This window comes from Streptomyces sp. NPDC024632 (assembly GCF_055559175.1).
Genome location: NZ_JBVHLD010000004.1, coordinates 138340 through 151320 on the forward strand (window position 1 = coordinate 138340; position 12981 = coordinate 151320).

13 protein-coding genes are annotated in these 12981 nt (G+C 74.4%); 1 reads left to right on the plus strand and 12 read right to left on the minus strand.

Annotated features, from left to right (window positions below; genetic code table 11):
* Positions 1-147: 147 nt before the first annotated feature.
* From ACZ37P_RS10360 to ACZ37P_RS10415, 12 genes are all read right to left on the minus strand, one after another.
* A complete protein-coding gene (locus ACZ37P_RS10360; protein ID WP_188284234.1) occupies positions 148-345 on the minus strand; it encodes a ferredoxin in 198 nt (65 codons plus the stop codon).
* Between the two features lie 32 nt (positions 346-377).
* Complete coding sequence (locus ACZ37P_RS10365) at positions 378-1610, minus strand: cytochrome P450 (RefSeq protein WP_467345984.1); 1233 nt, start codon at positions 1608-1610, stop codon at positions 378-380.
* Between the two features lie 414 nt (positions 1611-2024).
* Complete coding sequence (locus tag ACZ37P_RS10370) at positions 2025-2822, minus strand: 4'-phosphopantetheinyl transferase family protein (RefSeq protein ID WP_467345986.1); 798 nt, start codon at positions 2820-2822, stop codon at positions 2025-2027.
* Positions 2819-6076 (minus strand): S41 family peptidase, encoded by a 3258-nt coding sequence (locus tag ACZ37P_RS10375; RefSeq protein ID WP_467345987.1) that lies wholly within the window; start codon positions 6074-6076, stop codon positions 2819-2821. Before ACZ37P_RS10375 ends, ACZ37P_RS10370 begins: the two co-directional genes overlap by 4 nt.
* Positions 6073-6657, minus strand: a complete 585-nt coding sequence (locus ACZ37P_RS10380) for a GNAT family N-acetyltransferase (RefSeq protein ID WP_355342394.1) — start codon at positions 6655-6657, stop codon at positions 6073-6075. Before ACZ37P_RS10380 ends, ACZ37P_RS10375 begins: the two co-directional genes overlap by 4 nt.
* Positions 6658-6660: 3 nt before the next feature.
* On the minus strand, positions 6661-7098 hold the full coding sequence (locus ACZ37P_RS10385; RefSeq protein WP_355342391.1) for a GNAT family protein: 438 nt from the start codon (positions 7096-7098) through the stop codon (positions 6661-6663).
* Positions 7091-7591, minus strand: a complete 501-nt coding sequence (locus tag ACZ37P_RS10390) for a GNAT family N-acetyltransferase (RefSeq protein WP_355342388.1) — start codon at positions 7589-7591, stop codon at positions 7091-7093. The genes ACZ37P_RS10385 and ACZ37P_RS10390 overlap by 8 nt, the downstream gene beginning before the upstream one ends.
* Positions 7588-8145, minus strand: a complete 558-nt coding sequence (locus tag ACZ37P_RS10395) for a GNAT family N-acetyltransferase (protein WP_391163053.1) — start codon at positions 8143-8145, stop codon at positions 7588-7590. The genes ACZ37P_RS10390 and ACZ37P_RS10395 overlap by 4 nt, the downstream gene beginning before the upstream one ends.
* Complete coding sequence (locus ACZ37P_RS10400; RefSeq protein ID WP_355342382.1) at positions 8142-9278, minus strand: acyl-CoA dehydrogenase family protein; 1137 nt, start codon at positions 9276-9278, stop codon at positions 8142-8144. The genes ACZ37P_RS10395 and ACZ37P_RS10400 overlap by 4 nt, the downstream gene beginning before the upstream one ends.
* A complete protein-coding gene (locus ACZ37P_RS10405) occupies positions 9275-9898 on the minus strand; it encodes an acyl-CoA dehydrogenase family protein (RefSeq protein ID WP_355342379.1) in 624 nt (207 codons plus the stop codon). The genes ACZ37P_RS10400 and ACZ37P_RS10405 overlap by 4 nt, the downstream gene beginning before the upstream one ends.
* A 31-nt stretch (positions 9899-9929) precedes the next feature.
* Positions 9930-10196, minus strand: coding sequence for an acyl carrier protein (locus ACZ37P_RS10410; RefSeq protein WP_188284224.1), 267 nt, complete (start codon positions 10194-10196; stop codon positions 9930-9932).
* Positions 10197-10361: 165 nt separating this feature from the next.
* The gene (locus tag ACZ37P_RS10415) at positions 10362-10547 is read right to left on the minus strand and encodes a hypothetical protein (RefSeq protein ID WP_355342376.1); all 186 of its coding nucleotides are present in this window, start codon (positions 10545-10547) and stop codon (positions 10362-10364) included.
* 280 nt (positions 10548-10827) lie between these two features.
* On the opposite strand from ACZ37P_RS10415, the gene ACZ37P_RS10420 reads away from it, so the two are divergent.
* Entirely contained in the window at positions 10828-12684 is a 1857-nt protein-coding gene (locus ACZ37P_RS10420) for a condensation domain-containing protein (protein ID WP_467345988.1), read from the plus strand.
* The last annotated feature ends 297 nt before the right edge of the window (positions 12685-12981 follow it).

The following is a 12981-nucleotide window of genomic DNA, read 5'->3' on the forward strand; positions in this document are numbered from 1 at the left end:
CCCCCCCCCCCCCCCCCCCCCCCCCCCCCCCCCCCCCCCCCCCCCCCCCCCCCCCCCCCCCCCCCCCCCCCCCCCCCCCCCCCCCCCCCCGCGGCTGTACGGCTGTACGGCTGTACGGCTCTACGGCTCTACGGCTGCGGCTACGGCCTACGGCTCGACCGTCTCGATCGCCTGCGCCGGGCAGCCCACTTCGGCCTCGCGGACGTCGTCCCACGTCGCCTCGGGCGGCTCGTCGGCCAGCAGCCGCACGATGCCGTCCTCGTCGCGCTGGTCGAAGACGCCGGGCGCGGTCAGGACGCACATGCCGGAGCCGCAGCACTTGTCGGTGTCGACGTGGACACGCATGAGGCGTTCCTTTCGTTGCGGAGCGGCGGGGTTCACCAGGCGAGCGGGAGCGCGTGCAGCCCGTAGACGGCCATCTCGTGGCGGAAGCGCAGCTCTTCGAAGGGGACGGCCAGGCGCAGGCCGGGGAACCTCTGGAGTACGGCGGGCAGCGCGACGCGCAGTTCGAGGCGGGCGAGCGGCTGGCCGAGGCACTGGTGGACGCCGAAGCCGAAGGCCAGGTGGCGGCGGGCGCCGGGGCGGCCGAGGTCGAGCAGGCCGCCCTCGGGGAAGGCGTCCTCGTCCCGGTTGGCCGCGCCGATCATGCACAGGACGCCCTCGCCCGCCCGTATCCGCGTGCCGCTGACCTCCACGTCCTCGACGGCGACCCGGCCGATCCCGTTGTGGACCACCGTCATGTAGCGCAGCAGCTCCTCGACGGCGGTGTCGAGGGCGGAGCCGTCGCCGTCCTCGTCGAGCCGGGCCGCCTCGTGCAGCCGCGCGGCCTGGGCGGGCTCGCGCAGCAGGGCGAGGACCGACAGGGAGGTCATGTTGGCGGTGGTCTCGTGCCCGGCCACCAGCAGCAGCCGGCCCATCGACGCGATCTCGTCGTCGTCCAGGACGTCCTGCTCGGCGAGGCGGCTGATGATGCTGTCGTCCGGCGCGGCGCGCTTGGCGCGCGCCAACCCGGCGAGATAGGAGCCCAGTTCGGCCTGCGCCGCGGCGACCTCCCGCGGCGGCGCGTCGGTGCGCAGCATCGTGCTGCTGCACTGCTGGAAGAAGGCGTGGTCGGCGTAGGGGACGCCCAGCAGCAGGCAGATGACCATGGAGGGCAGCGGCAGCGCGAAGTCGGCGACCAGGTCCGCGGTGCGGTCGGCGCGGGCGGCCATCCGGTCCAGCAGGTCGTCGGTGACCTGGCGTACGGCCGGTCGCATCTCGGCGACCTTGCGGATCATGAAGTCGGCGGTGAGCATGCGGCGCAGCCGGGCGTGGTCCGGGTCGTCCATCCGGATGAAGGTCGGCCGGTCGGTGGCGAGCGTCCGCAGGCCCGCCGAGAGGAACGGGAAGCCGGGCCGCCTCGCGTCCGAGCTGAAGCTCCGGTCCCGCAGCACGGAGCGGATGTCCGCGTGCCGGGTCACCATCCAGCACGACGTGCCGTCCCACAGCCGGACGCGGCTCAACCCCTCCTCGCCTCGGGCCTGTTCGTAGGCGGGCGGTGGGGCGAAGGGGCACGTCCCTCGGGCGGCGGGGGCGGTGACGGCAACGGGCGGGTGCGCGGCGGTGGCCATGACGGACACTCCTGTCTTGCCGGTGCGGAAGGTGCCAGAGCGGTGCCAGGGGCAGCAGAGGTCAGTGCCTGTAGCACTAAGTGCCGTAGGCAACTAACTTGGTGTCGAGGCTAGTTCGCTCTCCGCACTCGCCGGTAGGGCGGATTCGGGCCGTTTCACGCCGATGCGACCCGGTGGTCACGCCTTCGGTGACGGGACGTCACGCCCCGAACGGGGCGCCCGCTTGAGGTCGGCGCGGCGGCCCCGACCGGCGACGCCGCGCCGTGCCGTCGCGCACCCGCGCGCGTCGCGCCGACCGCCGCCCGGCGCCGTCCGAAACGCATCGGTACGGGGTCGGGTGCGGCCATTCGGTGTGGCTGCCGTCCGTGGTCGCCGTGCGTAGGCGCCGGGCGTAGGCGCCGTGCGTGGCCGCCGTCACTCCGGGAGCGTGCGCCGCCGGACGTGGGTCACCGGAACCGTCGTGGCCAGGGCCGCGCGATGGGCGGGCGGGGCCGCGAGGGGGGTGAGGTGGAGCGGGGCGCGGGGCCAGTCCCGCACGGTCGGCGCCGTGGCCAGCGCAGTGCTGACGTCGATCGCCGCGGGAGGAGCCGACAGGCCGTGGCCGGTCAGCTTCATCGCCGCCTCCTTGCGCACCCAGGCGTCGAGGAACGCCTCCGGGCGCGCGCCGGGCGGGAGTCGGTCGTACGCGGCGCGCTCGGCGGGGGTCAGGGTGAGCGCCGCGAGGCCGTCCGCGTCACGGTCCGCGTCGAGTTGGTCGAGATCCGCGCCGATCAGGCCGCTGCCGACGACCGCGATCAGCAGCCACTCGCGGGTGTGCGAGACGGAGAAGTCGAAGGCGGCGTCCGCCACTCGGGGGCGGCCGTGCCGGGGCGCGCCGCACAGCCCGCAACCCCGCTCGACGGCCACCTCGGCCGGTGGCACGCCCAAGTAGCGTCCTACGACGAGCCGTTGGGCCGCCCGCGAGGTCAGCAACGTATCGGCCGCCGCGCCCTCGCCGAGCACCTGCCACCGCTCCCGCTCCTCGGCGCCGAGCAGACCGGCCCACGCCGCGCGCCGCCGCACCGGCACCAGCCACACCTCACAGGTCCCGGCGACGGGCGGGGCGAGGGCCCCTCCGGCCGCGACCGGCCCGGTCTCCAAGGGGCTCGCCGCCAGAGGCGTGGGGACGAGCGGTCCGGCCGCGGCCCGCCCCGCCGCCTCCGGCCCGCTCATCCGCCGCTCCGTCCCGTCGCGGCGCCGACCGCCCCGGCGTCGGCCGGTGCGAGGTCCATGCCGGACCCGTCCGTCGACGCCGGTGCCGGCAGCACCGTCAGCAGATGCGTCACCGCCGTCGCCAACTGCGCGTCCAGGCCGGGCTGCGGCCCCGCCGGGACCACGGCGACCGTGATGTCCGGCTCGACCCCGCGGTTCTCCAGCCCCGCCCCGACCCCGCGGAAGTAGTAGCAGAATTCGGGCTGGGTGGTCACCGTGCCGTCGACCAGCCCGTGCCGCGGCCAGGTGGCGATCGTGCCGCCCCACGTCCGCGTGCCCACCAGCGTGCCCAGGCCGCGCTCGCGGAACATATGGCCGAAGATCTCGCCGTCGGAGCCGGTCTGTTCGTTGATCAGCGCCGCCATCGGACCGCGCGGCGACTCCAGCGGATAGGGCACCGCGCCGCTCCACCGGCCGTGCTCGGTACCGGTGCGGCTGCGCGCGAGCCGGTCGAGGAGCAGCGGAGAGACATGGCCGCCGCCGTTGAACCGCACGTCGACCACCAGCCCCTCCCGGTCCAGACCGCCGAGGAACTGCCGTACGAAGTCCGCGTATCCGGTCCTGAACATGTCCGGCACGTGCAGATACGCGAGCCTGCCGTCGGAGACGGTGTCCACGTACGCGCTGTTGCGGGCCACCCAGTCCAGGTAACGGGCGCGCGCCTCGCTGCGGGCCGCGCGGACCACCACCCGGCGCGGGACGGCGCCGCCGCGCAGCACGGTCAGTTCGACCTCGCGGCCCGCGAGACCGGTGAGCAGTTCCGCCGGGCCGCCGGGCCCCACGAGGTGCCCGTCGACCGCGGCGATCTCGTCGCCCGGCCGGATGTCGACGCCCGGCCGGTCGCAGGGCGAGGTGGCGTCGGGGTTCCACGGGTCGCCGCGCAGCACGTGCGCGATCCGCCACCGGCCCTCGGCCTGCGGCGCGGGCTCCCAGTCCACACCGAGGAAACCCTGCGCCTCACCGCTCGGCGCGCCGTAGTCGCCGCCGCGCTCGTACGCGTGCGAGGTCGCCAGCTCGCCGTGCAACTCCCAGACCAGGTCCGAGAGTTCGGCGCGGGTCGCGACCCGGTCGAGCAGCGGCAGATAGCACCGGTGCACCGCGTCCCAGTCGATCCCCGACATGTCGGCGTTCCAGAAGCTCTCGCGCTGGAGCCGCCACGCCTCCCGGAACATCTGCCGCCACTCCGCGGCAGGGACGAACGGGATCTTGACCCGGTCCAGGTCGACCCAGCCGGTGGGCCGCCCCGGCGGGGCGATGGGCGAGTCGAAGTCCTCCACGGCCTCCTTGGGCGCGCCCGCGGGCACCACGCGCAGCCGGTGGTTGTGCCGGTAGAGCAGCGCCGTGCCGGTGCGGTCGGTGCTGATCTCGTCGACCGGCCCGAGATAGTCCTCGGTCACGTCGCCGGTCGCCAGGTCCACCAGGGTGACGCTGCCCTCCTGTTGCTGCTGCGGGTCGTCCGGCTCGGGCGCGCTGAGCGGTACCGACAGCAGCAGCACGCAGTCGGGCAGACCCAGCACCGCCGCGTAGCGGCCCTCGGGGACCGGCAGCGGGACCAGGCGCCGTTCGATACCGGTGAAGTCGATGGCGACCGGCCCTTCCGGATCGCCCTCGTCGTACCCGTCGGGGGAGTACGCGCCGCCCGCCGACTGCTGCGGCGGAGCGAACGGCGGCTGCCGGTCGGCGGTCAGCGGCACCGCGTACGGCCGGGCGCCGAAGGGGAAGCCGATCTCGAACTGGACCTGGTCGTGCTCGGGCGTCAGGTCGCGCTGTCCGACGAAGTACAGATAGCGGCCCGCCGGGTCGAAGGACGGCAGCGCGTCCCGCAGCACCGGTCGGGTGATCCGCGAGGTGCGTCCGGTGTCCACCTCGGCGACCTTGATGGCCGTGCTCCTGGGCGTGTCCGGATAGGTGTAGGCGAGCCAGCGGCCGTCGGGCGACCAGGCCAGATCCTCGATCCGCTCATGGGCACTGGTGTCGAGCAGCCGCGGCTCCAGCTTCGGCCGGTCGGTGTCGACGCTCCACAGCTCCTGCCGGTTGGTGGCGAAGGCGACCTGCCCGGTGGCGGGCGAGGCGGCCAGCGCGGTGACATAGCCCAGGTCGGCCAGCGGCACGCCGAGCAGCTCCGCGCCGCCCTCCGCGGGCAGCAGCACCAGCCGCTCACCGGGCCCCGAGTCGCCCGCGACCGCGACCAGCCGCTCGCCGTCGGCGAGCCAGTTCAGCAGCCGGTAGCGGACACCGTCCGGGCGCCCGTGCCGCCGTACCGGACCCGACCAGGGCGCGAGCGTGAACGCCTTGCCGCGGGCGGTGACCGCGAGGGTCTGCCCGTCGGGGCCGATCCGCGCGCCGTCCAGGAAACCGGTGGCCGACACGATGCGGCGCTGGTGCTGGACGCCCGAGGGGCCCAGCTCCACCCGCAGCCGCCGGGTGCCGCCGCGCGCCGGGTCCAGCACGTGCAGGACCGCGCCGCTGTGGTAGACCAGCCGGCGGCCGTCGCTGGACAGACCGCGCGCGTAGTACTCGTCGTGGTCGGTGTGCCGGGTCAGACCCGTGCCGTCGGAGTGGCAGGAGTAGACGTTGCCGGTGCCCTCGTGGTCGCTGATGAAGTAGATCCGGTTGCCGACCCAGCACGGGTCCGCCGGATTGCCCGCGGGCAGCGCGAGCCGCCGGTACGCGCCGGATCCGTCGTCGTCCACCCAGAGTTCACCGGCCGCGCCGCCGCGGTAGCGCTTGCGGCGCGCCGGGTCGGCGATGCTCCGGCCGATCACCGAACCGCCGCCGGGCCCGTACGACACGGACGCGGCGGGGCCCGCCTCGACCAGCCGCGGCGGGCCGCCGTCGGGGTGCACGGCGAACAGCCGGAAGCCGAAGCCCTCGGGCTGGCCCGCGGTGCTCGCGTACAGGATCTCGCCGGTCAGCGGGTGCCAGCCGGTGACCGTGCACCGGCCCGCCTGGTGGGTCAGCCGGCGGACGGGGCCGCCGGAGACCGAGGTCAGGCAGACCTCGGTGAGGCCGTCGGGGGAGCCGGTGAAGGCGACCTGGCGGCCGTCGGGCGAGAGCCGGGGGCCCGCGCACGCGGTCGTGCCCGCGGTGAGCCGCCGCGCGGTGCCGCCCTCGGCGGACACCGTCCACAGGTCGTCCTCGCACACGAAGACCACGGTGTCGCCCACGATCGTCGCGTGGTGCAGATAGCCGCCTTCCGCGGCGCGGGCGCTCATGACGGCTGGGACGACGTGGAGCGGATACGGGCGGCGATCGCACGGCGCCGGTCGGCGACCTGCTCGCGCCGGCGGTGCACGTCCTGTTCGCTCTCGGTCCAGTAGCAGGCGGTGCGCCACTCGCCGACGGTGTAGGAGTCGTACGCGCAGCGCACCCGGCGCTGCTCGGTGAGTTCACCGGACGACACCAGCATCGTGTTGTGCTCCAGGACCTGGTTGACGACCACCCGCATGTTCAACTCCGCGCGGATGTACGCGTGCGCGGCGGTCACGGCGGTCGCGCCGTACGGGCCCCGGCACTCCGGCAGCACGCCGAAGGACAGCTCACAGGTCTGCCCGGGCCAGTCGATCGAGGTGATCCAGGCGAAGCCGACGGTCGCGCCGCGGGAGTCGCACATGGTGAACATCCGCTTGACGTCGTGCTCACGCGTGAGGGTGCGGCGCTGGTTGGCGGTGAGCGCGTCGTCGTCGCTGACGACCGCGAAGTCGGTGAGATTCGCCTGGAAGCGCGACTCGCGCAACAGGGCGGTACGCGTGGGGATGTCGTCCTCGGTGAAATGCCGGACGGTCACGAACGGCATGGGTCAGCCCTCCTCGGTGGCGCAGTAGACCAGCACGTCGTGGTAGCCGCCGGTGTGGAAGACATGGCCGGGCAGCCGGCCGGCGCCGGTGAAGCCGCAGGCTTCGAGCGCGGGCACGGCCGGTGAGCCGTCGGGGACCTCGGCGACATACGACGTGCACCGGCGGTAGGTGCGCAGGAAGGCGAGCAGCGCGGCCAGCGGCTCCGGGTCGGCGGACGTGGTCGCGACCCAACCCTGGCGCGGCTGCGCGGGGTTGGGCACGTATCCCAGCAGCACGTCCCCGGCCTGGAGCACCTGCGCTCCGGTACGGGCCAGCTCGCGGGCGAGCAGCGGGCCGTTCTGGGTGACCGGGTCGAGGCCGAGGAAGCCGCGTGCGGCCTGCGGCGCGGCGCTCAGCCGCGCGGCGGCCTCGGCGGTGCCGAGCAGGGTCAGGTCAGCCATGGCGGGTCGCTCCCCAGATCTGTCGGGCCACCGGGCGGCCGTCCAGCCACAGCGCCCGCGGGATGTCGGCCTCCGGGCTCAGCCCCGCGTCACGCAGCAGGGCGTCGCGCGGGAGCCCGTCGGGCAGCGGCACGGCCGGGGTGACCCAGCCGAAGACCCGGCTCAGGCCGAGCACCCGGAAAGCGTGGTCGAGGGCGGCCTTCAGCAGCGGCTCCGCGCTGGTCTCCGCGCCGGAGCGCAGACCGATCTCCAGCCGCGCCCTGCGGTGCACCCAGTCCAGGGCGGCGAGCCGGACGAAGCCGGTGCCGGGCACGACGCACAACTCGTCGTCCTGGCCCGGCGCTCCGTCCTCGCCGGGACCCTCCGGCGCCGGCACCCGGGCCGGTTCCGCCAGGACGGGTCTGCCGGGCACGGACAGGCCGAGCAGCTCGCCCGGCAGCCAGTGGCCGGTGAGCAGGGGCAGGTCGGCGCCCCGGTATCCGCGCAGCATCATGACGTGGGCTCCCAGATCCGGGAGAGGAAGACGGAACCGCGGCGGTGTCCGTCGTGGACGACGTGTCCGGTCAGGACGCCTTCCTCGGTGAAGCCCGCCAGGCGGGCGGCGGTCAAGCCCCGGTCGTCGAACTCGTGGACGACGACGGCCAGTCGGACCACCTCGCGCTGCCAGCGCAGCGCCCGGACCAGCTCGCGGTACGCCGACGCCCAGGCGTCCGTGCGCAGCCGGGAGGTCAGCCGCAGGTGCAGCACGTAGTGGCAGGCGTGCTCGGCGCCCATCGCCTCCAGGGCGTACAGGCCCACGGGCCGTCCGTCGGCGCTCAGCAGCCGGGTGTCCTCGTCCAGCAGCGCGAGGATCTCCCACTGCGGGCGGGTGGCGGGGCGGGCGGTGCGGAAGTAGAAGTCGGACTCGGTGAAGAGGTCGAGTACGGCGTCGTGGTCGGCCTCCGTGACCGGCCGGGCGGACCACGCGAAGGACGCGGGCGCGGGAGCTGTCGCGGGGGCGGGGACGGACGCCGTGGCCGGGCGCGCCGTCAGGTCCGTGGCGGTCATGTCCGTCCCTTCCGCGCAGCCAGGTCGTGGGTGATGTGCAGCCGCTGGATGTTGCTGGTGCCCTCCATGAACTCGAAGGCGAGCACGTCCCGGCTCCACTTCTCCAGCAGCGGGTGCTCGATCAGCGCGCCGGGGCCGAGCGCCCGGGCCGCCCAGTGCGTGGTGCGCACCGCCAGATCGGTGGTGTGCAGCTTCGCCATGGACGGCGGCCGTACGACGTCGGGCTGGAGGTCGACGGCCGCCGCGGACTCGTACAGCAGCGCCGTGGCCGCGTCGAGCCGGGCGGAGACCACCTCGTGCCCCGACCAGCCGGGACGCTGCTCGGTCACGTAGTCGCGGGTGCCGAGAGCGGTGCCCAGGGCCAGCGCGGCGATCTGGAGCCGCATCGCGTTGAAGGTCCTGCTGATCCCCCACAGACCGCGCCGGGAGGCGGGCAGGTGGGCGCCGAGCAGCATCTCGCGCGGCACGGGCACCTCGTCGAGGTCCAGCCGGCAGATCCGCGCGCCGCGCAGACCGATCATGTCCAGCGGCTCGCCGTGGAAGCCGGGCGCGGGCTGCCGGATCAGCGCGCCGCGGATGGAGAGCGGGCTGCGGCCGGTCCTGGCGAAGACCACGCCGATCGCGCCCCGGGAGGCGTTGCCGACATAGCGCTTGGAGCCGGAGAGCAGGTAACCGTCGGCGGGGTCGCCCGCCGCGTCGAACCTGCTCTCCATCGCCGTGGCGTCGGTGCCGTGCTCCGGTTCCGTCATGCCGAAGAAGGTCCAGGCGCGACCGTCGGCGATGGTGTCGTAGAACAGTTCGCGCTGTGCCTCGTTGCCCAGGGTGTCGACAGCGACGCCGGCCAGGGAGGGACCGGTGTTGGCGCTGAGCACCCCCGCGTCGCCGCGGGCCAGTTCGACGCTGGCGACCACGCGGGACAGGCAGGTGTCGGAGTAGCCGCCGTCGTCCACGGCGGAGCCGGTGCGGTAGTCCTTGGGGGTGGAGGCGGACCTGACCAGCGCCATGACGGGCAGGTCGAGGTGGGCCGTGCCGGCCGGGTCGGCGTCGACGGCCAGGGCGTGGGCGCGCAGTTCCCGGCCCGCTTCCCGGCACTGTTCGCGCAGCTCCCGCAGCGGGGTGTCGAGGGGGATCATGGCTGTACGTCCTCCCGGTCGGTCCAGCAGTCCGCCGCGAGCCGGCCGACGTACGCGGCGCGCACCGGTCCGTCGGCGAGGTAACCGGAGGCCCCGAAGAGCTTGGCGGTGTCCCAGTCGAGCGCGGTGATCCGGTCGTGCGCGTCGGCCACGGCCGCGGGGACGCGGTGGGCGACGAGCAGGAGTTGGCGTACGGCGTCGAGTGCGGTCATGACGTCGGCGACGGTGCCGAGCACGAGTTGTTTGCGGATCAGGGGCTCGCCGCCGCCCACCCGTCCGGACAGGTGGGCGACCGCGTCGTCGAGGAGCCTGCGGGACACGCCCACCCGTACCGCGCCGAGCAGCGCGGCGAATACGGTGCGGCGGTCGTCGGGCCCGTCGTACGAGGCCGGTGCGGCGGATTCTGCGGGCCGGTGGGGCCACGCCACGAAGGCGACGCCCTCCATTTCCGCGAGGCGGTGCGGCACGACCTCGGCGCCCGTGGGCACCCGGCCCGCCGGGAAAGCGGCGACGCGTCCCGCGGGAGCGCCGACCTCCACCGTGCGCAGCGCCAGCTCCAGGCCGGGCGTGAACCCGCCGTCATGGGCCGCCGCTTCACACGCCACGAGCGTGTCCCTCATCGAATCCTCCGTTGGGCCGTGCCGTGTTCGGCTAACCGGCGACCCGCGTGAGGTCCAGCCGGATTTTGATGTAGTCGGCAAAGGAGCCTGCGGACTGGAATACCTCGGGTTCGAGAGTGTCGGGGTCGACTTCGAGGCCGATGGTGTCCTCAAGGCTCATGAGGAGTTCGACAAAACGCATGGAGTCGATCTCCAGGTCTTCGAGAATCCTGGTATCCGCGCTGAATTCGGGGAGCGGCCGGTCCAGGATCACGGAGAGGGAATGCTGAAGGTGCTCGATAATCTCGGCGTGTTCCACCGGACTTTCCCCTTCCCTGGGAGAAGTGGGCCCGAGCGGTCGGCCGTCCGGCCCTGGGGGAGGGCTGCCCGCCGGCAGGGCGCCGGCCGCCTGATGGCGGACGCGGCGCCTTGCCGGCGACGGACGTCACACGGCCGTGAGCTCAGACATGTTGCAGGTCCGAGATCAGGCGGCCTTGGACGCGGCCTTCACCGCGGCCTTGACGGCCGCCTTCGACGCGGCCTTGCTCGCAGCCTTGCTGGCCGCCTTGGACGCGGCCTTGGTCGCCGACTTGTCAGCGGCCTTGACGGCAGCCTTGCTGGCGGCCTTGGACGCGGCCTTGACGGCGGCCTTCACGGCGGTCTTGGACAAAGGAACCACACCTTCCATGTAAGGAAATTCGGGACCCGAGTGGGCCCCGGATGCCGGATCTGGTTTCTCCGACACCATGAGATTCCCGGACGGCGCAACTCCCGTCAACCCTTGCCGGGTTGCACCGGGTCGAATCCCGATGGCAGCTTTTTGCCGTCAACAAGCGGCCACCGTGAAACGCTGCCGTTATTCCCGTTCGGGCCTGATGCTGGGAGGTGATTCACGGGCCCGCGCGAATGCGGCCGGGCCGGTCCCACTCACGGTTTGGAAGGAGGGCGGGATGCCCGAGGTGAGAAGCGCGGACCTCTGCTGGGGGCAGCGGTACCACTGGCTGAGGTACCAGCAGGTGCCCGCGGGCGCTCGTCACGACGCGCACATCGTCACCAACTACCCGCTGCCGCAGGGACTCTCCCTGACGGGCCTGCGGTCCGCGCTGGCCTATCTGGTGCGCAGGCACGAGGGGCTGCGCACGGTCTTCGACGCACACGCCAGGCCGGGCCCGAGACAGCGGGTCGAGCCGCCGGGGCCGATGCCGCTGCTGGTGGCCGCCACCGAGCAGGACGGTACGCCGGGACCCGCGGCGGTCATCGCCGAGATGTCCACCACCGAGTTCGACCCGGAACGCGAGTGGCCGATCAGGGCCTGCGCGGTCACCACGGGCGGAGTGCCGCGCACGCTGGCGCTCGTCCTCAACCACACGGCCTTCGACGACTGGAGCATGCAGCTCTTCCAGCGCGACTTCGAGGCACTGCTCGGCACGCTCGCCACCGGCCGCCGGGCGCAGTTGGGGCCGGTCGCGTACCAGCCCGCCGACCTCGCCGCCATCGAGGCGCGGCCGTCGCCGGAGCGGGCGCAGATGCTGCGCTATTGGCAGCGGGCGGTATCCGAGCTGCCCGCCGACATGTTCGTACGGCGCCGTGAGCCGGCCGCGCCCGACGGTGTCGCCGCCTTCGGGGCGACGCTCACCTCGCCCGCGCTGCTCCCCGCCGTCCGCGAGATCGCCGCCCGGCTGCGGGTGTGGCCCTCCGCGGTACACCTGGCGGCGTACGCGGTGGCCATGGCCACGTACACCGGCGAGCGGACGGTCACCCACCGCTGGCTGACCAGCCACCGCCAGGACGGACCCCGGATGTCCGTGCTGACGTGCATGTTCTCGCCGGCGCTCGTCTCGGTCGACCTCGGCGGCGACCCCGGATTCGCCGAGGTGGTCGCGCGGGTCGCCACCGCGCTGGAGACGGCGCAGGAGCACGCGTACGCGCCGTACGACGAGATCGTGGAGCTGGTCGCCCAGGACGCCTTCCGGCGCGGCGCGCCGATCAGGACCTCCTCCGAGGTCAACTTCCTCAACCACGGGACGAAGAGCTGCGGCACCCGAAAGGAACGCCTCCTGCGGACACCGGAGCCGACCGCGTGGGCGCTGTCCGAGACCGACACCTATCTGCGGGTCGGGGAGTGGGACGACGGGGTCACCGTCGGCCTCAACGCGCGGGCCGACGTGATGGACGCGGCGGCCGTCGAGCACTTCCTGCGCGGGTACGGGCGGCTGCTGGAGGCGCACCGCGACGCGGCCGTCGACCTGCGGCTCGACGAGGCCGCCGCGCTCTTCGACTTCGCCGCCCCCGCCCCGCGCCGCCTGGCCCGGCTCGGACCCGACGCGGTGGACCTGGACGCGACCGAGCGCGTGCTGCTGGCGCATCCGGCGGTACGGTCCGCGCGGGTGTCCGTGGAAGACGGCCGGCTGCTCGCCGAGGTCACCACGGAACGGCCCCTGGACGAGCGGGAGTTGCGGCTGCACTGCCTGGACACCGGCTCCGCGCTGCCCGGTGCGCGCCGCCCCGACCTCTTCCGGGTGACGGCCGGGGAGGGCGCCCGCGCGGCGCGTACGGAAGCGGTGGCCGCGGACGCGCTGGCCGCCGTCGTCGCCGAGGTCAACGGGCTGGCCGCCGTGGACCTCGACGCCTCCTACACGGTGGCGGGCGGCCGGATGCTGCGCGCGCCGCGGGTCCTGACCGAGCTGCGCGCCCGCGGCTGGGAGGGCGCCGATCTGAACCAGCTCGGCGGCACCCGGCCGCTGTCGGGCCTGGCCCACGGACTGACCCCGGTCCAGGAGCCGACCCCGGAGTTGACCCCGGCCTGACACCCTTCCGCCCGGCCGCTGTCGACCGCGCCGCCCTCGCCACGGACCACCCGCGGCGAGGGCGGCGCGGCCATGCCGGGACCGTACCGCCGTACCGCCGTACCGCTCGCGGCCATGCCGGGACCGTACCGCCGTACCGCGCCCGTCACATCCGGGACCGGCCCGCGCACGCCGCCCCCGCAACCCACGGCGGGGGGGGGGGGGGGGGGGGGGGGGGGGGGGGGGGGGGGGGGGGGGGGGGGGGGGGGGGGGGGGGGGGGGGGGGGGGTGGCCGCCCCGCAGCCACGCGGTGAGGTT